Here is a 19,359-nt window from a genome sequence, read left to right on the forward strand (position 1 = left end):
ATTACTTTTTACATGGTACAAAAAATTACCACGGACTAATTCCTATCTCATCTTCAATATCATTACTGTAAAATTGTCCTGTCGGGGCATTTTCATCAGTCAGCGTGTGTTTAATAATGAAAGATGCGGCGCTTTCTACAGAACCCGGACCACTGTGGGCATTGAAATCAGTTGCGGTATAACCGGGATCAATTACATTGACTTTAAAAGGAAGATCTTTTAATTCATACGCTAATACAATAGTGTAAGCATTTAAAGCTGCTTTTGATGTTCCGTATCCTGCTGTTTTAAAATTGTAATATTTCCAGGTAGGATCGCTGTGTAGGGTTAAAGAACCAAGTCCCGAGGTAATGTTACTGATTCTCGGACTGTCAGATTTTTTAAGTAAATCTAAAAAAGCCTGTGTAACAGTGATTACTCCAAAGAAATTGGTGTCAAATACATTTTGGATCTCTTTGATCGAGGTCTCTGATGCCGTTTGAGGGTTGGTTCCTAAGATACCTGCATTATTGATCAGGATATCCAGTTTTCCCTGTTCTTTTTCTACAATATTCTTAGCTGCAGCGACTGAATCGGGATTGGTAACATCGATTTCAATGGCTTTGATATTCTGATACCCATTTTGATTAAGTTCCTCTACTACGGCTTCTCCTTTTTCGAGATTACGACTCCCTAAGTAAACGAATAATCCTTTTGCTGAAAGTTGTTTTGTTATTTCAAGGCCAATACTTCTGTTGGCTCCTGTTATTAATACTGATTTCATTTTCTTGTTTTTATTTAATAATGTAAAGGTCAAACATTTGAAAATAAAATCTTTTGCCATTTGACAAAAAGTGATCTTAGCGTATATTTTTTCTTATTCTACTGAGTGAAGACTGCGTAATGCCTAGGTAAGAAGCGATATAAGAAAGCGGAATACGGTTAACAACGGTAGGATAGATCTCTAAAAACTTGAGGTATCTCGTTGTTGCATCCTCCGAAACCAAAGGACTTCTTCTTTCCACTTTTTGGATCAATGCTCTTGAAATAATTTTATGAACAATGGCTTCCCATCCAACAATGGTCTGTAAAAGCTCCAGCCAGTTTTTTCTTGAAAAAACGATCATGGTACAATCAGTAACTGCCTGAACATAGGTGCTGGAACAGATTTCATTATCAAAACTTTCCAGATCTACGACCAGATTATTTTCTTCAATAAAATATTTGGTGATCTCTTCGCCTTTATTATCGTAATAGCAGACTCGTAAAATACCGTCCACGATGAATCCTACCTGACGGGCAATTTTTCCTGCTTCCGAAAAATAGGCATCTTTTGGAAAATGAAGTTTAGTGGCTTTGCTTGTGATAAAGTCGATTTGCTGTTGGTTGAGATTTCCAAATCTTAAAATAAAATCGAATAGTTCTTTCATGTCCGAAATTTATACAAAGATAAATCTAAAGTATTTGCCATTTGGCAAAAAGTGAATAGGTTACTGGTGTTAATATCAAATTGGGAATGTTTATACGCAAAGACGCAAAGTTTTTTTAGTTATTGCGTTTTTAAGACGCAAGGATTTTTATCTGCGATAAAAATTTCAAACAATCTGTGTGATCTGCGAAATCTGTGAGAAGCAAAAAGTTCTTAAACACTTAGCTATTTTAGATTTAAATGATTTTGCATTTGAAATATACATAAGATGAAAATCGAATAATTTCTTGTTTAAATTATCAAAATATTGATGTTAGATTCTTTCAGAATGACAAAGATTGAGGATCAATGAGTTATCGGATTTTAACAATTTTCCGATATGATTTTCTTCAAAAATCAACTGGAAGTGACGATAAGACTTTGATCGTTTTGTATACCGTCAGTTCGAGTGAAATTATTTGGAATGTAATGGAAAATAATTTTGTATCGAGAACCTGTTGCCGTAGTTTTGAATTTGTCATTAATTACATTTAATCTTCGATTTCACAACGAAGAAGAAAGTTAGTCATTTAATCAAAAATCGACACGAAGTTACGGCTGTTCAATTCATTATTTTAGAGATTACTTACTTATAAGCAACTTTGCTGGAATGGTAGCTAGTGTGGTATTGGCATGGGTTGGTCATTAAGATTTTCTCCTACGTAATAATCATCAATAGTAAACATTTTGTTCTCCCATTTAGATTCAATTTTTTTTGAATCCTCTGGTCCATTATTCAATTTTTTATAGAAGATCGTCTGGGTCTTTGTGTCAAAACCAATTTCAAAATTTTTAAAATAACGGCTGGGATAATTAGCTTTGATACGTTTATTGTTGGCAAACCTTAAATACTTCCTTAGACTTCCATCGCTCTTTTCATCATAATCAACAGAATTTAATTTGAATGACCTCCCTTTAAATGCATTCATAGTTTTCCATTGATTGTTTTCAGTGCTTACAACAAATGCTCTCTGTCCATGATCTCCCATGTCTTCGACCAGTAAAATATGAGTGTTATCAATTGTCTCAAATTTTGAGATCGGGGCATTTGATGTTAGCGCCTTACTTTCAAAAACAATTTTGTTCTTTGCATTATCTTTTATGTAATAAGTGCCTTCTCCATTGAGTTTATAGTAATAAATTATATATTGCTTTTCACTTATTGTAAAGGGTTGAATATAAAATGAAACAAAATTGGATAACTGATAATCATAGATAGGATAAAGGACAACCTGATAATACACATTATTTTCTAATGATTTATTGTAAGGATCGATTCTTAAAGATTTGAAAGAGTAATTGTTGTTGCCAATGATGTAATCTGTTTTATTATCGATGCTGTTACTTTTTAAATGATCCAAGTTCTGACTGTCTTTATGCATGATAAATTCAAGAAATGCTTTTTCAGCATTTTGTTTGAATTTTATGGTATTGGCTTCTGTTTTAGGCGTTGAATTTATTTTACCAAGATCATAATTGATTAAAAAATCAACCTCTTTTCTGAATTTTTCCAGTTCCTTAACCTGGCCGAATGAATAAAAGCCCAGCAATAGCGCTCCAAGAAATAAAGACTTAAGTTTCATGTTTTAGTTTTTCAATAAGGTTCTAAATATATTAAAATTACGGAATGGTTGCTTTAAATAAAAAAGAAACCCGAAGGCTTCTCTTTTATATTTTAATTACTTAAAACAGGAATCAAATGTTCCCAATTCAGCTGTCTTGCATAATCGAGTGCTGTTTTTCCGTTCTTGGCTTGTGCATTCTTATCAGCACCGGCTTCCAGTAAGATTTTTATTGAAGTTAAATTTCCAGCAATTGTTTCTCTGTGAAGAAGTGTAAATCCATTTTCGTCTGCATAATTCATCTCATCAGGATAATCTTTTAAAAACTGGACAAAATTTTCCTTGGAGTTTCTACTCATTGGATGTTCGATGAGGTTTTCGGGTTGTTCTTTCTGCCCATGAACGATTTCAATGTCGTTATAATCTCCAAAATCCAGCCCCCAGGCTTTGTCATGTTCTTTTCTTTCTGAAGCTGACATATCGGAACGCATCTTCTGAATGGTAAAACCACCATAAGCTTTTGGTAAAGGTTCTGCTGAAGATGAGAAAAGTTTAGAGAGACCTTTGGGCTTTGGGGTCATTGGGGTCATGGCAAAAAGCCAGTCACTGATTTCATTTAAAGGGACATCCACATAATCACCAACTTCTATATTGGTAAGGTCATTGGGTTGGTTGATCAAGATTCCTTTTACACGATCACCATCGAAATCAATTTCATTAAGCCACATATGTTCTACGATTGGCTCATCAGAATCTGGGTTTTCCTGAGAAAAAGCAGCTTTTACACAAGAAACATTAAGTCCCGGAATAATTCTGTTATACTCCCAGGATTGTTCTCTCCAGAAGTATTTAAAAGTTTCCTGAGCCTTTTTATAGGCTTCAATCATTTTCGGATCGCTTCCGTCTGCAAAAAAAACGGTACTGTTTTCCATTGTATCTAAAATATTTTGTGATTAAGGTTAAAAGAAAGAATCGGAATAAGTTGCTGAAAAGCATTACAAACACTTATAAAGCCGAACTATTTAATGGACTAAAATACGAAAAATAGTACTTGATGGTTTGGGATTTATGATAAAATTTTCTTAAAAAACGAGACTAGATGTAGTTTTATATTGAGCAATGTTAATAAATATTTGGCAAAGCTAGTGTAAGAAATTTTTAAAATACCTAAAATTGCACATTGAAATCTGAAGGTTTAATAAAAGGAGAAAAGTTAAATGGGAATAGTAAAGAAGTTGTTTTTTTTAATGTTGATTGGTGCTTCAAGTTTAATCTTATCACAGACTAAAGCGAAAGTAATAGGTATCAAAGATGGAGATACTATTTTGGTTCTTGATCAAGATAATAACCAAGTTACATTGCGCCTCGCAGAAATAGATTGTCCGGAAAAAGGACAGCCATTTGGAAAAAATGCCAAGCAGTTCACGAGTGATCTTGTTTATGGTAAACAAATCCAATATTACAAAACCAATTCTGACCGATATGGTAGAATAATAGCTAAAGTGTATTTTAATAATGACCAGTATCTCTCTGAAAAAATTATAAAAGAAGGTTTTGGATGGTGGTATTATCAATATTCTGATAACCAAAATTTAGGGGTATTAGAATCTAAAGCAAGATCTCTTAAATTAGGACTTTGGTCGGGTAGTGGAACCGTTTCACCTTGGGAATGGAGAAAAGCAAAAAGAGCAGCTTATCAAGAGAGAAAAGCAAAAGCTAAACTATCATCAATCTCGTTAAAGGAAATTTCAAAGTAAATTGACTGATTTCAATTTTAAGTTGTCTTACTAAAGAATGTTTTTTGAAGGTTAAACATCCTTTATAAAGTCTTCATACTCATAATAAAATCTTTCGAAACCATCCATTTTTTCAACAAAAAATTCGAAAATATCACTCCAGGTGTTTTTATTAAAGATGGAAACGTTATGTTTTTCGATCCAGATTTTACTGATCACTTTTCCGTTATCTAAAGTGAAATATTCATCTTTATTGAACTCGCCCACATAATCTTTAAGAATGTCCTCCAAAGACCATATCTTCTCATAATACGCGTTCCTAAAAATTTCATCCTTCATTTCAATATCCAGAGAAACTTCAGCTTTTTTATTATCTGCATTAAATTTAAATGCAAAGTCTTTCACTTTTGTATCATATAACATCCATTTTCTTGGAAACGACTTTCCAAAAGCCGTCCAAAACTCCTTCTTTAGCTGCTGTGCTTCTTGTTTACTGAACATAAAACAAACTTAATGAATTATAAGGAAAAGTGCAAAAGTATAGATATTGAAATCGCAGGATAAGTAATTTAATCCATTTACCTAAATCGGGGGAGATCGTGTATAAATGATTAGAATTATGGGAGTAGAAGTATTTATTAATGTAACTTAGTACAAGATACATAGTGTCGCTTGTGGCTAAGTAGAGTTTATTACACAATTGAAACTATTTTCTTAAATTTGCTGTAATGTTGTCAAAAAAATCTCAATATGCTTTTAAGGCACTTTCATATCTTGTAGAAAAAAGAAATGAAGGGCCTACGCTTATTTCCGAAATCGCAGAACATAAGAAAATTCCGTTGAAATTTTTGGAAAATATTCTGCTTGAACTAAAAAAATCAAGCATCCTTGATAGTAAGAAAGGAAAGGGTGGTGGATATTTCTTTAAAGAAAATCCCGCGAATGTGACGCTTGCTAAAATTATCCGTTTAGTGAACGGACCTATTGCTATGCTTCCCTGTGTAAGTTTAAATTTCTATGAAAAATGTGATGACTGCAATGAAGATCACTGTGGTCTACACGATGTACTTATCGAAGTTCGGGATGCCTCACTTAGGATCCTTGAAGAAAAAACATTAATGGATTTGATCGACTGATCTGATCCTTTTTTTTGAATTATTAGTCTACATTTTTGGTAGGATAATTATTTTGTTTGATATTTGCAAGACGCCAAATGAACAGACTATGATTCCAAAAAATGATGCAGATGCATTAAAAAAGCTTTCAGGAGAGGATAGTATAAAGATTGTCTCTAAATTGCCATATAGATTTATCTTTTCAGAATCCATGGACGGAAATTGGAACCTTATAAAATTAATGATTGTATAAGATGGTAATTTCAAGAAAAGTCCAGGTAAGGCTGAATGTGCTGCTGATTACTATTGCAGTATTGTTTATTGTAATTTTCTCAATGTATAATTTAGGATATCTAGACGAACTCCTGAATATCTTAGCCAAAGACAATTATATTTTTTACTGGATGCTTTTAGTAGGTGTTTTTGCAGAAATTGTAGCTGGATCTATGGGAATGGGTTATGGCGTAATATGTACAACAACACTGCTATTTCTGAATATTCCGCCCCATATTGTAAGTGCAAGTATTCATTCTGCGGAAAGCTTTACGACGGCTGCAGGAAGTATAAGTCATATCAAACTGAAAAATGTAAGTAAAAGTTTAGTTAAGAAATTAGCCATTCCTGCGGTAATAGGAGCGGTTATCGGTGCTTTGTCTCTGACTTATCTGGGCGAGTATTATTCTAAGATTACCAAAACCATCATTGCTTTTTATACTTTGTATCTTGGTATTCAAATTCTTTCCAATGCTTTTAAGCCCAAACAGAATAGAGCTTTAAAAAGGAAAACAAATCTTACGAGATTAGGCCTGATCGGAGGTTTTATAGATTCTTTTGCTGGTGGAGGATGGGGACCGTTAGTAACGGGGACTCTAATTAAAAATGCTTTTACACCAAGGTTTGCAGTAGGAAGTTCAACGGTTGCCAAATTCATTTTAACTATTACCGCAGCAGTTACCTTCTTTTTTACACTGGGAATTCAACACTGGAATATTATTCTGGGACTTTTAATGGGTGGGATTGTAACGGCTCCTTTTTCAGCGATGCTTACAGCGAAGCTGCCTGTAAAAAAGATGTTTTTGTTTATCGGAAGTTTGGTCATTGTGATGAGTTTAATTACTATTTATAAATCCATTTTCAAATAAACATCTGATTGTTGTGGAAAAATAAAGGCCTTAAAAATACATTCGGTTTTGAAAATATTTTACTTTTACACGATAATAAATAGAGTATGAATTTACATATCGTTGCGCTTTTTAAGTTTCATGAAAACTACTTAATGGAAGCGGTGGAATTATTTCAGAATTTAGTAAGGGAAACAAGAAAAGAAGAGGGCTGTCTGCAGTATGATCTTATTGAAGATAAGGATAATAAAGGAACCTTTTTTATGATTGAATTATGGGAAACGGTAGAACACCATAATAACCATATAGGTCAGGATCACCTTCTAAATTTTCGTACCGATACTTCCAGGATGATGGAAAGTTCAACTGAGGTATATAAAGGATTTAAGATCTACTAAGAAACTTAATTTTAAAAGGCTGCTTACAATGGTAGGCAGCCTTTTATTAGAAAAAATAGAAAGTATTAAAATTTAAAAGTTTTATTTTACAATTAACTTTTTGGTTTCGGTGTTTCCACCATAAGTTATTTTTACCAGATAAGTTCCGGAAGTAAGTGTTGATAAATTCAGGTCTTGCTTATAGAAACCAGTTTGATTGGTTAATTCAGCTTTGTAAACTTGCTTCCCTGAAAGATCATATACTTCAACATTTCCTTTGTTGTTTGCTTTTTCTTTTACATCAAACAAAATTGTTACTTTTTTATCAGATGCTGTAGGATTCGGATAAATTCCAAAAGAAGCTTTTGTGCCTACTTCTTTAATTCCTAAAGTAGAGGTAATGTTTTTGTATTTGAAGTACATATTACCTGAAGTGGCACCACCATTAGATGTAAAGTACATTCTGTAATAATCAGCCCCTTGTTTTACATAGTAGACAACATCATTATAAATTCCTGAGGTAGGTTTCCATGAATGACCAATTGCAGTAATATTACTGGAAAAAGCATTGGATGCAGGAATAGTAGATGTAGCAGTTGCCTGTGTTTCTGGTTTTACCTTTGCTACGGAAATTGTTGGACTTTGAATAGCTCCTGACATTCTGTACTTCATTGTTTGTGGGTTTCCCTGTGGGTCAACATAAGGATAATCAGTCCAATATCTTGTAAACATCAGATCCCAATTAGCTTTTGATGGTTCAAGGTTGGCTACTTTATCTCCTGTAGCGAAAGAAAAGTAATTAAAGTAAGCATCATCCGTTCCATTGGCTATAGTTTTTGTTTGGGTAGCATCCCAAGATGTTCCGTTCCATTTTGAATATTTAAAAGTATATCCACCAAAATAATCAGTAATCATGAATTTCACATACGTATTTGTGGTCACATATTTTAAAACGAAAACCACTTTTCCATCAATATGATGTGTTCCGCCATTATAATCTCCCCATCCGTACATTGCAGTTCCCTGTTCAAATGCCCCTTCCTGAAGAGAAGTAATTTGGTCAGGATTATACAAAGGAGCCCCCCAGGAAGCAATATTGGCAATATTAATATTATCCCAGTCTGTAGGAACTGCAGAAGCCTGATATACTTCTACGTTTTGAGCATCATTGATTCTGGTTCCAAAACTCATGCTTGAATTTCTGAAGAAAGCAACATCCCAGGTGTCTGCTGGTTGCGATACAATATTATTGGCACTAAAATCAAAAAACACACGATTTTGGTAATTTGCTCCTGTTGTTAAATTAACCGTAGTATATCCATTTGCATCTGTTTGTGCCAATACTGTCTGTTGAACACCGAATGCAAACATTGAAGCCAAAAGTAGTTTTGTTCTCATCTCCTTAATTATTATTTAGAATTATTCTACAAAAGTATGTTTTTATTTTTAATGAGTCTAAATAAAAACATGATTTTTATCTTGTTTGACCAATTAATCACACAATTTTATCTGTGTTGATCGATATTTAGAGATGCTTTTAAATGAAAAAAGGGCGGCTTTATAAAAGCCGCCCTTAATAAAAACGTAAGGTAATATCTAATAAATCTTACTTTTTAATAAATTTTGATTTCGTTACTGAACCTTCAGCGGTTTCAATCGCGATATAGTAAATACCAGTTTGAAGTTTACTGATATCAAATCTTTGGTTATTTAGTTTTCCTTCAGCTAATTTTTGTCCAGTCGCAGAATAAATCTGAATATTCTTCGGATCTTTTTTAGATACAAATTGTAAAGCGGTGTTTTCTGAGTTTACAGCAAACTTGATAGTGTTTGTTGATTTTACATTATTAGAAGTGCCAAGTGATCCTGCAGCAGTTAATACAACATTATCTAAACGTAATGCCTGGTGTACCATACTTGCAGAAAATTTAAATGCTATATACTGATAAGTTGAAGTAGGAACATTTACAGTTGTAGTTGTTGCTGTAGAGCTGCTTAATGCTATGGCATTTCCAATAGGAGTAAATGTTGACATATCTGTTGGACTTGCCACTAATCCAATTTGAAGAGTTCCAGTTCCTCCTGGTACACCTCCAATTCTTAACGTACTTACTGATAAAGTCTGACCAACGGTTGGTGCTACAATTTGTGGTGAAATTAAGTAAAACGGTACGTTTGGAGAAAATAGTGAATATGCCTGAATATATTTATCAGCTGTCCCTTCAACAGTTAAAATAGGGTCTGAAGCAGGATCCACAACATTAATTTTTGTAGTCCAGTTGTTTTGTGGTAATGACCCTGTACCTACAGTAGCAAACGAATCAAAGTTTTCATTGATAGATGCTAATTGAGCATTAGCTGTAATAGCGGAAAACATAAAAGCTCCAAAAAGTAGTTTTAGTTTCATAACATTATTTTTATTTAGAATTATTCGACAAAAGTAATAAATTATTTTTAACTGTTCTAAATAAAGCATTATATTTGTCGAAAATTTTGCGTCTATGAAGAAGAAGGTGCTTTCTATACTCTCATTATCCACTGTCTTGTGGATGAATGCACAGGAAAAAGATTCTCTAAATCAAAAACAGATAGAAGAAGTTGTCGTTACGGGACAATATAGACAACAATCAATTAATAAATCCATTTATAAAGTTGAAGTGATCAATGAACAACAGATTAAAAATATGGCGGCTACCAATGTTGCCGATGTTTTAAATCAAAGTTTGAACGTTCTGATTGTTTCTGATCGTAATTCAGGAAACTCAACAGCGAGTCTTATGGGACTTGGCGGAGAATATACTAAAGTTCTTATAGATAATATTCCTGTTGTGGGAGATATTGGTCTTGGGAATAATATAGATCTTACGAAATTGAACATTAATAATGTTGAACGTATTGAGATTGTAAGAGGATCAATGGGCGTAGACTATGGAAGTAATGCTGTTGCAGGCGTAATTAATATTATTACCAAGAAGAACAGTCAGAAAAAGTTGACTTTAAATGCTTCGGTACAGGAAGAAACTGTTGGTAAAGAGTATGACTGGTATAAAAAAGGAGAAGGAAGACATATCCAAACTTTAAATGTAGGTTATAATATTGATGAGCATTGGTATGTTGGCGCTAATATAAATCGTAATGATTTTCAGGGATTCAAAGGGAGTCAGGAGGGGTATAAATACTTTGAACAAGATAAAAAAAGAGGCTATTTGTGGCAGCCAAAAGATGTTTTAAATGTTGATGGAATATTGAGATATAGTAAAAATAAGACTTCAATTTTCTACAAATTTGGTTTTTTAAATGAAAAATTAAATTACTATAATCCTACTGTTCAGGAATATTTTTATGATGTAGAAAATATGACATATGCCGGAGTAGATAGAGACTATAAAACGACACGATATCTAAATCAGCTTAATGTACAGACTAAATTGGGAAGCATAAATTATACAGGTGATTTCTCTTATCAAACACAGGATAGAAAATACAGAGATTACACTTATGATATTCCTAACAGAAAGCTGGCTAAAAGTAAAGACGAGTATCAATCTTATAATAAGTCAGATGTTTTTTATTCCAGAGGTGTATTTAGTAATTTTTTAGATAGTAAAAAAATTGATTTCCAATTAGGATATGAATTAGATCATACCTCAGGTTATGCTGGTAATATCGCAGGAGATTTTGGTGGTACGGATAACATCAAAAGAAAAATATTTAATTATGCTAATTTCATGTCTGTTGAATGGAATGCAACAGATTGGTTATCACTTCGTCCGGGCTATCGTTTAGCCTTAAGTGATAAGTTTAATACTTTACATAATTACTCTTTAACTGCAAGAGCAAAAATCACTGAAAATGACAATATTAGATTGGTGGTTGGTAGTGCAAACAGATTTCCAAATTTTGATGAATTATATACTTTTAGAGTAGATAGTAATCATGATATTCGTGGAAATGAAGATCTAATTCCGGAAGAAGGTATAACGGCCTCTTTAAATGCAGGAAAAAGAATAAAAACATCTTCTGGTTGGGATCTTAACTTGGGAGCAAGTGCAACTTATATGAAAGTAAAAGACAGAATAGAACTTGCTTTAATCAATCCACAACCACTAAAATATAAATACATCAATATAAACAATTTCCGTTCTTATATTTTTGAAGCTAATTTCCGGGCTCAAAAAGGACCGTTCTCGTTTGCTGCAAATGGAACTTATTATGGAATTTCAAAAGAATTAAGTGAAGGTGGTGTTACCTCACCAGATGATTTTTTTGGAACTTTTGAAGCTAATGTAGCTGCAAACTATACTGTACCAAAGTTTAATACGACTTTGTCCTTATTCTATAAATATACTGGAAAATCACAAATGTTTGTTTTAGTATCTCCAGATCTAAAAACATCTCATTACGAAATTGGAGAACGTGGAGATTTCAACATGATGAACTTTATTGTTACCCAACCTTTCTTTAAAAATCATTTTGAAGTGAGCTTAGGGGTTAAAAATATTTTTGATGTATCCTCTGTAAGAGATACCACTATACCTGGAAATGCTCATGAGTCAGCAGACCCAAATTCGAATCTTTTTTATGGCAGAAGTTACTTTGCAAGAGTAGGCTATAATTTTTAAAATTAAAAAAATGAAAAAATTACTATTGTATCTTTTAATAGGTGGATCGTTTATTTCACAATCTTGTATTAATGACAATGAAGATCCGGTACCATATACTGCTTCGCAAGGAGTAACCGTTGATGCACGTGTTGGTGGCCCAACGGAACCCAATCAAGTGTGGATCGATTTAAGTAATGTAGATCTTCAGGGCCAACCCAGCCAAGTACTTACGACCAGAACCGACTGGGATCTTGCATTTTATTCTGGATCTGAATTTAAAGTTGTATTAAATTCTTCAATTATTATGGCTGCTTCAAAAATTCCTAATGCCACAGATATTAATGCTGTTAATTCATTAAGTGTAGCGTCATTACAAGGCCTAGTACAAGTTGCAAATTTCAAACCGGAGAATACGATATATATTGATGATGTAAAAGGAGATTTTCCAAATGGTTATACTGCAATTGGAGAAGTAAAAGCAACTGAATCTGAAAACGGAATTTACCTTATTAATATGGGTAAAGAGGTTTATCAAGGAAGTGTTGCCGTAGGATCAGTAGCGAATGGTGGAGATGATAGAGGCTGGATGAAGTTCCAAGTGATAAGAGAAGGTGCTGCTTATAGAATAAAATATGGTGATCTAAATGCAACAGGTTCTCAGATTAAAACGGCAATAATCAATAAGAACGCTGCTTACAATTATAATTTTTTCAGTTTAAAGAATAATCAGGAAGTTTCAATTCAACCTGAGAAAAATAAATGGGATCTTTGTTTTACTGTATTTACGAATATAATTGAAGGAGCTGGAAGTTATGTATATGCAGATTTTGTAACAACAAATAATATGGGGAATGTTGGAGCTTATGAAGTGCATGTCTCTTCAGGATCTACAATTGAAGCATTTAATAACTTTGATATTTCAAAAGTGGATAATACAAAATTTGTTCATAATGATCAACGGGTAATCGGGTCAAATTGGAGAGAAGTAGGACCTTCAGGATATCAGGTAAAGGGTGATGTATTCTATGTAATTAAGGATGCCGCCGGAACTTATTATAAGTTAAGATTTACTAGACTTACGAGTGCAGAAGGTGTACGAGGAAATCCTAAATTCCAATACAAAGTTTTATAATAAATCAAATAATAGTATATCATGAAAAAAATAATTTTAGTGGCATCCGTACTTTTAGCGGTGTACTCTTGTAAAAAAGAAGGGGCTAAACAAGAAAACGGAACAGAAACGGTTTCATCCGAAACACCAAAAAGTAATAATAAAATTGTAACCTTAAACGGTGGAATTACAGAAATTGTAAGTGCTTTAGGGCATGAAAAAGAAATCGTAGGAACTGACGTTACAAGTACTTACCCGGAAACTTTGAAAGCGACAGCTAAAGATCTGGGACACGTAAGATCAATGACTATTGAGCCTATTATGGCTGTAAACCCGACATTGATATTAGCTTCTGATAAAGATATTAACCCTGAATTACTGGGGAAAATCAAATCTTCAGGAATAAAAGCTGAGGTTTTCAAACAGGAATATTCAGTTGAAGGAACTAAAAAATTAATCGAACAGGTTGCAAAAGCAATTGGAAATACAGATTATCAGAAATTAAATGATAAAATAGATGCTGATCTGAAGCAGGTACAGCCGATTGCTAAAAAACCTAAAGTATTGTTCATCTATGCGAGAGGAAATATGTTGATGGTTTCAGGTACAAAAACGCCAATGGATGCGTTGATCAATCTTGCTGGCGGACAAAATGCAGTAAGTGAATTTGAAGATTTCAAACCATTGACTCCGGAAGCAGTTGTAAAGGCTAACCCGGATGTACTGTTCTTCTTCTCATCAGGCTTACAAGGAGCAGGAGGAAATGAAGGTGCTCTTAAAATGCCGGGTGTTTCTCAGACGAATGCGGGTAAAAATAAGAAGATCATCGCTATGGATGGAGGCTTGGTATCAGGTTTCGGACCAAGATTAGGAGAGGCTGCAGTTGGATTAAACAAACTATTAATTGAAAGCACAAAGTAAATTATACTTTTATTTAACTTTAAGTACCATACTGCTTGTTATTATAGCAGTATGGTCACTTAATACTGGGGTTTATGATTTTAGCGGGGCTTCTCCGTATAAAATTTTATGGCAGGTAATAAAAGGAGATGAGGGTTTATCATTAAGTGATAAATATGTAGTATGGGATGTTCGTGCTGCAAGAATTATTATGGCCATTTTAATTGGCAGTATGCTGGCTGTTTCAGGAACGGGATTGCAGGGACTTTTTAAAAATCCATTGGCAACAGGGGATTTAATTGGATTGACTTCAGGGGCAACACTACTTGCTGCAATTGCTATTGTTTTAGGTGGATATTTCAAACAGTATCTTCCTGAAGTTGTACAATTTTCCTTAGTAGGTATTTCTGCTTTTATAGGAGCTTTTCTATCTATGATGTTGGTATACAGGATTTCTTCAAGCGGTGGAAAAACGAATGTGGTCATGATGCTGCTTACAGGGGTTGCTATCACTGCGATTGGTTTTTCAATCACTGGTTTTTTGATCTATATTTCAAAAGATGAACAGTTGAGAGATTTAACGTTCTGGAATTTAGGGAGTTTAGCTGCAGCAACCTGGACGAAAAATATTGTTTTAGTGACTGTTTTGATTATTTCTTATGTCATTTTGATACCGAAAGGAAAAGCGCTAAATGCGATGATGTTAGGGGAAAAAGATGCTCAGCATTTAGGAATTAATGTTGAAAAACTAAAAAAGCAGATCATTATCATTGTAGCATTGATGGTTGGAACCTCAGTGGCATTTTCAGGAACGATAGGTTTTGTGGGTCTTATTGTACCTTACATTTTAAGGCTTTTATTCAAATCGAATTACGCTTTTATCCTTCCTTTGTCTGCAGTTTGTGGAAGTATTCTGCTATTAACGGCTGATACTTTCAGCAGAAGCATTGTGCAGCCTTCAGAATTACCGATTGGTATTCTCACGGCACTAATGGGTGGACCTATTTTTATAGCTATTTTAATTAAATTTAAAAAATCACTGTAATGATAAAAGCACATCAAATCAGCTATAAACATAAAGAATTTCATATTCTGGATGGAGTAGATGTATCATTGGGATATGGTGAGTTTTTAGCTATTGTAGGACCAAATGGAGCTGGGAAATCAAGTTTACTTAGTGTTCTTGCAAATGAAGTAAAGTCTGGAAAACAAAAGGTTTTATTTAAAGATAAATCGATCAGTGAATGGAATGTAGGAGAATTATCCAAACATAAGGCTAAATTTTCTCAACACAACAGCAATGATATTCCTTTGGATGTAAAAGATGTTGTCATGATGGGAAGGTATCCTTATTTTGATGCACAGCCGAGAAAAGAAGATCTTGAAGCGATGAATAATATGATGTATGAAACGGATGTATATCATTTAAAAGACAGAGAATATAATACACTATCGGGAGGAGAAAAACAGCGGGTACATCTTTCACGGGTATTGGCACAATTACAAAATGAGATCGCTCATAAATTACTGTTTTTGGATGAACCTCTGAATAACCTCGATGTTAAACATCAATATAAAGCGTTAGAAATTATAAAGAAATTCACTACAAAAGCAAACAGTGCCATCGTAGTTTTACATGATTTGAACTTAGCGGCTCAATATGCCGATAAAATATTATTAATGAAATCAGGACGTGTTTCAGCTTATGGGACGCCGGAAGAAGTTTTTACTGCTGAGAATATCAGCAATGCATATAACTTCCCATGTACCATTTGTGATCACCCCTTAACGAATAACCCAATGATCATTTTTGGATAACCATGGAAAAAGATGAACTAAAAATCCTCGCTCAAAATCTTGCCAACCCACAGGGAGAAAAAGGGATCGAGATTGGTGAAATGATGAATGCTACGAATATTAGCATGACTTCGGAAAGCATCAGAACATTACTGATAGAAGATGACGAAGGCATTCTGGAAATTGGACACGGGAATGCGGGACACCTGAAAACTATATTGGATAAAGCAAAAAATATCCGCTATACAGGGATCGATATTTCTGAAACAATGCATAATGAAGCCAAAAAAATAAATAAGGAATTTGAAATACAGGCTGATTTTGTATTATATGAAGGAAAGAAACTTCCCTTTCAAGATAAAACATTTGACAAGATATTTACAGTCAATACCGTTTATTTTTGGGAAGAGCCTGTTGCATTTTTAAATGAAATTTACAGAGTCTTGAAAAGTAACGGAACATTTGTACTGACTTTTGGACAACGTGATTTCATGGGAAAGTTACCATTTACACAGTACAATTTTAACCTGTACAGTAACGAAGAAATGGAAGAGGTGGTTTCTAAAAGTCATTTTAAGAGAATGAAGATTTCGGAAAAAGAGGAAGAGATAGCAAGTAAAACAGGAAACGAAAAAATAACAAGAATTTATACAGTTTTAACCATAAAAAAATAAAATAAATAAAAATGAGCACATTAGTTAACGAACTGAAAGAAAAGTGGGACGCTCTAAAAGCAGAAAATCCACATTTAAGAATAAGAAATGCTGCTTTACAATTAGGTGTAAGCGAAGCTGATTTATTAGTAACTAATATCGGTGATGGGGTAACCATTCTAAAACCAGAATTTCAAAATATTTTAACTGAGGTTGAACAATTAGGTAAGGTAATGGCTCTTACCCGTAATGACGAGTGTGTTCATGAGAGAAAGGGGATTTACCTTAATGGAGACTTCAGCAGCCCTCATGCACAGCTTTTTGTAGGTGAAGATATCGATCTTAGAATCTTCCTTAACTCTTGGAAATTTGCTTTTGCAGTAGTAGAAGGAGATAAAAAAAGTCTTCAGTTCTTCGGAAAAGACGGATTGGCTCTTCATAAGATCTACCTTACAAAAGACAGTAATGCAGAAGCATTCGATACCATTGTTGAAAAGAATAAAGCTGAAGATCAGAATGAAGTTTTCACTTTCGAAGCAATTGCACCAAAACCAGCTGAAAAACCTGATTCTGAAATTGATGCTGAAGGTTTCAAAAAAGCATGGACTGAGCTAAAAGATACCCATGAGTTCTTCATGATGACAAGAAAATTTGGTGTTAGCAGAACACAGGCTCTAAGATTAGCTCCCGAAGGATTTGCTAAAAAAATCGATAATGCTAAAGTAGTCAACATTCTTGAAGATGCTTCTGAAAAGAATGTTCCAATCATGGTTTTTGTAGGAAATAGAGGTATTATCCAAATCCATACTGGAAACATTAAAAAAACACTTTGGCACCAACAATGGTTCAATGTAATGGATCCTGATTTCAATTTACATTTGGACGTAACTAAAATTGATGAAGCATGGATCGTTAAAAAACCAACCGAAGACGGAGAAGTAACAGCTATTGAAGTTTTCAATAAAGAAGGAGACTTCATCGTTCAGTTCTTTGGAAAAAGAAAACCTGGAATTCCTGAACTACAAGAGTGGAAAGACCTTGTAGCAGAATTGGAAAAATAATAGTTAGATGATTTGATTTAGACCGTTTTGTTTTTTGTAATTCAAAGCGGTCTTTTTATTTTTACATGATAATAGGATAAATGCAAATTAGCCATTCACTGTTTCACAGTTTTACAAAAAACGGGAGCAATGGTGAAAATTAATCAGTGTTTAAAAATTTAAAAGAATAACAATGAAGAATATATTCATCGCAATATTAATGATGGGTTTTGGTTTTACAAATGCCCAAAATTTTAAAGCTTATCAATTTTATGATCAAAAAGGAAAGGAAATAGACACAGATAAATTAGTAAAAGAATTGGCTAATTACGATGTTATTTTCTTTGGTGAAAATCATAATAGCTCTATCAACCATTGGCTTCAATTGAAATTGACAGAAGCTTTGTATGAAAAGAAAAACGGAAAGATTACTTTAGGAGCTGAAATGTTTGAAAGAGATAATCAAGAGCAGTTGAATAATTATTTAAGCGGAAAATTTGATACCAAAACATTGAAGGATTCTGCCCGTTTATGGAATAATTATGCAACGGACTATAAACCGTTAGTTGATTTTGCAAAAGATAAAAAACTGAATTTCATTGCTACAAATATTCCTCGAAGATATGCTTCTCAAACTGCAAAAGAGGGGTTGGAGTCTTTAAATAAGCTTACGGCAAAAGAGAAAACTTATATTGCTCAATTGCCCATTAAAGTAACCCTGGATACACCTGGATATCCTGAAATGAAAAAAATGATGGGTGATCATGCAGAAGGAACAAAAGTAATGAACTTTATTTCAGCTCAGGCAACCAAGGATGCGACAATGGCGGAATCTATCCTGAAAAATATTCAGTCGGGAAAGACTTTTATTCATTACAACGGAAATTATCACAGTAAAGAATTTGGTGGAACGTATTGGTATATCAAACAAAAGAATCCCAATCTTAAAATGGCAGTGATCTCTGTTTTTGAATCTGAAAACCCAGAATTGAAAGTTCCGGAAAAAGAATATATCCCAACAGACTTTAATCTGATCATCCCAGCTGATATGACAAAGACTTTTTAATTCAATATCTGAGATATCTTGGTTATAATACAAGTATTTGACTATTTTAGGGAATCTGTAAAATGTAAAAAGTATTCATGTAAAATGATGTTGAAAGTCAACGTAGAAATTGTATACTTTTTGATAAAAAATAATATATCAGGATAATCTTGAATACATTTTACGTTAATACATCAATACAATTAAAAATGATAAAACTATCTTTTCTGTTACTTTGTTTCATGAGTTGGGCCCATGCTCAAAAATTGACATCGAATGAACTTTCAATTATCAACCAGGGTGATATTAGTTCGGCATTACCAATTTATCAGACTACAGATTCTAATCAGCATAAAACATTACTAAGCCTTTCTACAGAAATTGACCCTGTTGATCCGAATACGGCTATATTAGTTAGTAGGATGAAGAAGTCTCTTTTAGCCACAGATGGAGGAGTAGGAATTGCAGCACCACAGGTTGGCATCAACAGGAAAATAATCTGGGTTGAACGTTTTGATAAGAAAGACAATCCATTGGAATATTTTATTAATCCCGTGATCCTTTGGAGATCTGATCTTGAGAATCTTGGACCTGAAGGGGATTTGTCTATTCCTGAATTCAGAGATCAGTTTTATAGAAGCAAGGTGATTCAGTTAGAATATGTCGACCTGAAAGGGCAGAAGTATTCAGAGATTGTGGAAGGTTTTACAGCAGTTATTTTCCAGCATGAAATAGACCACCTTTTTGGAATCTTAATTTCTGATAAAAAGGAAAAAGAAAAGAATAATTCTTATTTGAAAGTGGATGCTTTTCAAAAAGAGAAATAAACAAAAACGGTTATCCAAATTGGA

At 33.6% G+C, this 19,359-nt stretch carries 21 protein-coding genes; 14 read left to right on the forward strand and 7 right to left on the reverse strand.

The features are described 5' to 3' along the window. Positions 1–25: 25 nt before the first annotated feature. From NG806_RS22520 to NG806_RS22535, 4 genes are all read right to left on the reverse strand, one after another. Positions 26–763: an SDR family oxidoreductase gene (locus NG806_RS22520; RefSeq protein WP_261511415.1), complete on the reverse strand. Its 738-nt coding sequence runs from the start codon at positions 761–763 to the stop codon at positions 26–28. 76 nt (positions 764–839) lie between these two features. Beyond that, on the reverse strand, positions 840–1,409 hold the full coding sequence (locus NG806_RS22525; protein ID WP_261511416.1) for a Crp/Fnr family transcriptional regulator: 570 nt from the start codon (positions 1,407–1,409) through the stop codon (positions 840–842). 655 nt (positions 1,410–2,064) lie between these two features. Then, a complete protein-coding gene (locus NG806_RS22530; RefSeq protein WP_261511417.1) occupies positions 2,065–3,030 on the reverse strand; it encodes a hypothetical protein in 966 nt (321 codons plus the stop codon). 92 nt (positions 3,031–3,122) lie between these two features. Continuing rightward, positions 3,123–3,941, reverse strand: coding sequence for a DUF2314 domain-containing protein (locus NG806_RS22535; RefSeq protein ID WP_261511418.1), 819 nt, complete (start codon positions 3,939–3,941; stop codon positions 3,123–3,125). Between the two features lie 285 nt (positions 3,942–4,226). On the opposite strand from NG806_RS22535, the gene NG806_RS22540 reads away from it, so the two are divergent. Beyond that, entirely contained in the window at positions 4,227–4,766 is a 540-nt protein-coding gene (locus NG806_RS22540) for a thermonuclease family protein (protein ID WP_261511419.1), read from the forward strand. A 51-nt stretch (positions 4,767–4,817) separates the two neighbouring features. On the opposite strand, the gene NG806_RS22545 is transcribed toward NG806_RS22540, so the two are convergent. Beyond that, complete coding sequence (locus NG806_RS22545; RefSeq protein ID WP_214833842.1) at positions 4,818–5,246, reverse strand: DUF4268 domain-containing protein; 429 nt, start codon at positions 5,244–5,246, stop codon at positions 4,818–4,820. Positions 5,247–5,473: 227 nt separating this feature from the next. On the opposite strand from NG806_RS22545, the gene NG806_RS22550 reads away from it, so the two are divergent. The 4 genes from NG806_RS22550 to NG806_RS22565 all read left to right on the forward strand — a co-directional run bounded on the left by NG806_RS22550 (position 5,474) and on the right by NG806_RS22565 (position 7,379). After that, the gene (locus NG806_RS22550; RefSeq protein ID WP_214833839.1) at positions 5,474–5,881 is read left to right on the forward strand and encodes an RrF2 family transcriptional regulator; all 408 of its coding nucleotides are present in this window, start codon (positions 5,474–5,476) and stop codon (positions 5,879–5,881) included. Positions 5,882–5,969: 88 nt separating this feature from the next. Beyond that, on the forward strand, positions 5,970–6,113 hold the full coding sequence (locus tag NG806_RS22555; RefSeq protein ID WP_214833837.1) for a hypothetical protein: 144 nt from the start codon (positions 5,970–5,972) through the stop codon (positions 6,111–6,113). A 1-nt stretch (position 6,114) separates the two neighbouring features. Beyond that, a complete protein-coding gene (locus NG806_RS22560; RefSeq protein ID WP_214833834.1) occupies positions 6,115–7,002 on the forward strand; it encodes a sulfite exporter TauE/SafE family protein in 888 nt (295 codons plus the stop codon). A gap of 86 nt (positions 7,003–7,088) precedes the next feature. Next, a complete protein-coding gene (locus tag NG806_RS22565; RefSeq protein WP_261511420.1) occupies positions 7,089–7,379 on the forward strand; it encodes a putative quinol monooxygenase in 291 nt (96 codons plus the stop codon). A gap of 81 nt (positions 7,380–7,460) precedes the next feature. On the opposite strand, the gene NG806_RS22570 is transcribed toward NG806_RS22565, so the two are convergent. Both NG806_RS22570 and NG806_RS22575 read right to left on the reverse strand, forming a co-directional pair. Beyond that, complete coding sequence (locus NG806_RS22570) at positions 7,461–8,756, reverse strand: T9SS type A sorting domain-containing protein (RefSeq protein ID WP_261511421.1); 1,296 nt, start codon at positions 8,754–8,756, stop codon at positions 7,461–7,463. A gap of 208 nt (positions 8,757–8,964) precedes the next feature. Further along, entirely contained in the window at positions 8,965–9,765 is an 801-nt protein-coding gene (locus NG806_RS22575) for a T9SS type A sorting domain-containing protein (RefSeq protein WP_214833825.1), read from the reverse strand. Positions 9,766–9,859: 94 nt separating this feature from the next. On the opposite strand from NG806_RS22575, the gene NG806_RS22580 reads away from it, so the two are divergent. The 9 genes from NG806_RS22580 to NG806_RS22620 all read left to right on the forward strand — a co-directional run bounded on the left by NG806_RS22580 (position 9,860) and on the right by NG806_RS22620 (position 19,335). Continuing rightward, positions 9,860–11,980 carry a TonB-dependent receptor plug domain-containing protein gene (locus NG806_RS22580; protein WP_214833822.1) on the forward strand — a complete coding sequence of 707 codons (2,121 nt, stop codon included), beginning with the start codon at positions 9,860–9,862 and terminating at the stop codon, positions 11,978–11,980. A gap of 10 nt (positions 11,981–11,990) precedes the next feature. Further along, positions 11,991–13,094 (forward strand): HmuY family protein, encoded by a 1,104-nt coding sequence (locus tag NG806_RS22585; RefSeq protein WP_214833820.1) that lies wholly within the window; start codon positions 11,991–11,993, stop codon positions 13,092–13,094. A 21-nt stretch (positions 13,095–13,115) separates the two neighbouring features. Beyond that, positions 13,116–13,994 carry a heme/hemin ABC transporter substrate-binding protein gene (locus NG806_RS22590; RefSeq protein ID WP_214833817.1) on the forward strand — a complete coding sequence of 293 codons (879 nt, stop codon included), beginning with the start codon at positions 13,116–13,118 and terminating at the stop codon, positions 13,992–13,994. After that, on the forward strand, positions 13,978–15,018 hold the full coding sequence (locus NG806_RS22595; protein WP_214833814.1) for a FecCD family ABC transporter permease: 1,041 nt from the start codon (positions 13,978–13,980) through the stop codon (positions 15,016–15,018). The genes NG806_RS22590 and NG806_RS22595 overlap by 17 nt, the downstream gene beginning before the upstream one ends. Then, positions 15,018–15,791 (forward strand): heme ABC transporter ATP-binding protein, encoded by a 774-nt coding sequence (locus tag NG806_RS22600; RefSeq protein ID WP_214833811.1) that lies wholly within the window; start codon positions 15,018–15,020, stop codon positions 15,789–15,791. Before NG806_RS22595 ends, NG806_RS22600 begins: the two co-directional genes overlap by 1 nt. A 2-nt stretch (positions 15,792–15,793) precedes the next feature. Further along, positions 15,794–16,444: a class I SAM-dependent methyltransferase gene (locus tag NG806_RS22605; RefSeq protein WP_261511422.1), complete on the forward strand. Its 651-nt coding sequence runs from the start codon at positions 15,794–15,796 to the stop codon at positions 16,442–16,444. Between the two features lie 11 nt (positions 16,445–16,455). Next, positions 16,456–17,484, forward strand: coding sequence for a hemin-degrading factor (locus tag NG806_RS22610; RefSeq protein ID WP_214833805.1), 1,029 nt, complete (start codon positions 16,456–16,458; stop codon positions 17,482–17,484). A gap of 172 nt (positions 17,485–17,656) precedes the next feature. Further along, a complete protein-coding gene (locus NG806_RS22615; protein WP_261511423.1) occupies positions 17,657–18,529 on the forward strand; it encodes a ChaN family lipoprotein in 873 nt (290 codons plus the stop codon). A 188-nt stretch (positions 18,530–18,717) separates the two neighbouring features. Beyond that, positions 18,718–19,335, forward strand: coding sequence for a peptide deformylase (locus tag NG806_RS22620; RefSeq protein ID WP_261511424.1), 618 nt, complete (start codon positions 18,718–18,720; stop codon positions 19,333–19,335). Positions 19,336–19,359 lie beyond the last annotated feature (24 nt).

Origin of the sequence: Chryseobacterium paludis, from assembly GCF_025403485.1 — a bacterium.
In the GTDB taxonomy this organism is placed as follows: Bacteria; Bacteroidota; Bacteroidia; order Flavobacteriales; family Weeksellaceae; genus Chryseobacterium; species Chryseobacterium paludis.

Excerpts from the sequence above, each read along its gene's own strand:
- NG806_RS22585 (WP_214833820.1), top strand. The coding sequence starts at position 11,991 with ATGAAAAAATTACTATTGTATCTTTTAATAGGTGGATCGTTTATTTCA.
- NG806_RS22535 (WP_261511418.1), bottom strand. The coding sequence starts at position 3,941 with ATGGAAAACAGTACCGTTTTTTTTGCAGACGGAAGCGATCCGAAAATG.
- NG806_RS22550 (WP_214833839.1), top strand. The coding sequence starts at position 5,474 with ATGTTGTCAAAAAAATCTCAATATGCTTTTAAGGCACTTTCATATCTT.
- NG806_RS22555 (WP_214833837.1), top strand. The coding sequence starts at position 5,970 with ATGATTCCAAAAAATGATGCAGATGCATTAAAAAAGCTTTCAGGAGAG.
- NG806_RS22530 (WP_261511417.1), bottom strand. The coding sequence starts at position 3,030 with ATGAAACTTAAGTCTTTATTTCTTGGAGCGCTATTGCTGGGCTTTTAT.
- NG806_RS22600 (WP_214833811.1), top strand. The coding sequence starts at position 15,018 with ATGATAAAAGCACATCAAATCAGCTATAAACATAAAGAATTTCATATT.
- NG806_RS22560 (WP_214833834.1), top strand. The coding sequence starts at position 6,115 with ATGGTAATTTCAAGAAAAGTCCAGGTAAGGCTGAATGTGCTGCTGATT.
- NG806_RS22540 (WP_261511419.1), top strand. The coding sequence starts at position 4,227 with ATGGGAATAGTAAAGAAGTTGTTTTTTTTAATGTTGATTGGTGCTTCA.
- NG806_RS22545 (WP_214833842.1), bottom strand. The coding sequence starts at position 5,246 with ATGTTCAGTAAACAAGAAGCACAGCAGCTAAAGAAGGAGTTTTGGACG.
- NG806_RS22605 (WP_261511422.1), top strand. The coding sequence starts at position 15,794 with ATGGAAAAAGATGAACTAAAAATCCTCGCTCAAAATCTTGCCAACCCA.
- NG806_RS22520 (WP_261511415.1), bottom strand. The coding sequence starts at position 763 with ATGAAATCAGTATTAATAACAGGAGCCAACAGAAGTATTGGCCTTGAA.
- NG806_RS22590 (WP_214833817.1), top strand. The coding sequence starts at position 13,116 with ATGAAAAAAATAATTTTAGTGGCATCCGTACTTTTAGCGGTGTACTCT.
- NG806_RS22620 (WP_261511424.1), top strand. The coding sequence starts at position 18,718 with ATGATAAAACTATCTTTTCTGTTACTTTGTTTCATGAGTTGGGCCCAT.
- NG806_RS22570 (WP_261511421.1), bottom strand. The coding sequence starts at position 8,756 with ATGAGAACAAAACTACTTTTGGCTTCAATGTTTGCATTCGGTGTTCAA.
- NG806_RS22565 (WP_261511420.1), top strand. The coding sequence starts at position 7,089 with ATGAATTTACATATCGTTGCGCTTTTTAAGTTTCATGAAAACTACTTA.
- NG806_RS22580 (WP_214833822.1), top strand. The coding sequence starts at position 9,860 with ATGAAGAAGAAGGTGCTTTCTATACTCTCATTATCCACTGTCTTGTGG.
- NG806_RS22575 (WP_214833825.1), bottom strand. The coding sequence starts at position 9,765 with ATGAAACTAAAACTACTTTTTGGAGCTTTTATGTTTTCCGCTATTACA.
- NG806_RS22525 (WP_261511416.1), bottom strand. The coding sequence starts at position 1,409 with ATGAAAGAACTATTCGATTTTATTTTAAGATTTGGAAATCTCAACCAA.
- NG806_RS22615 (WP_261511423.1), top strand. The coding sequence starts at position 17,657 with ATGAAGAATATATTCATCGCAATATTAATGATGGGTTTTGGTTTTACA.
- NG806_RS22610 (WP_214833805.1), top strand. The coding sequence starts at position 16,456 with ATGAGCACATTAGTTAACGAACTGAAAGAAAAGTGGGACGCTCTAAAA.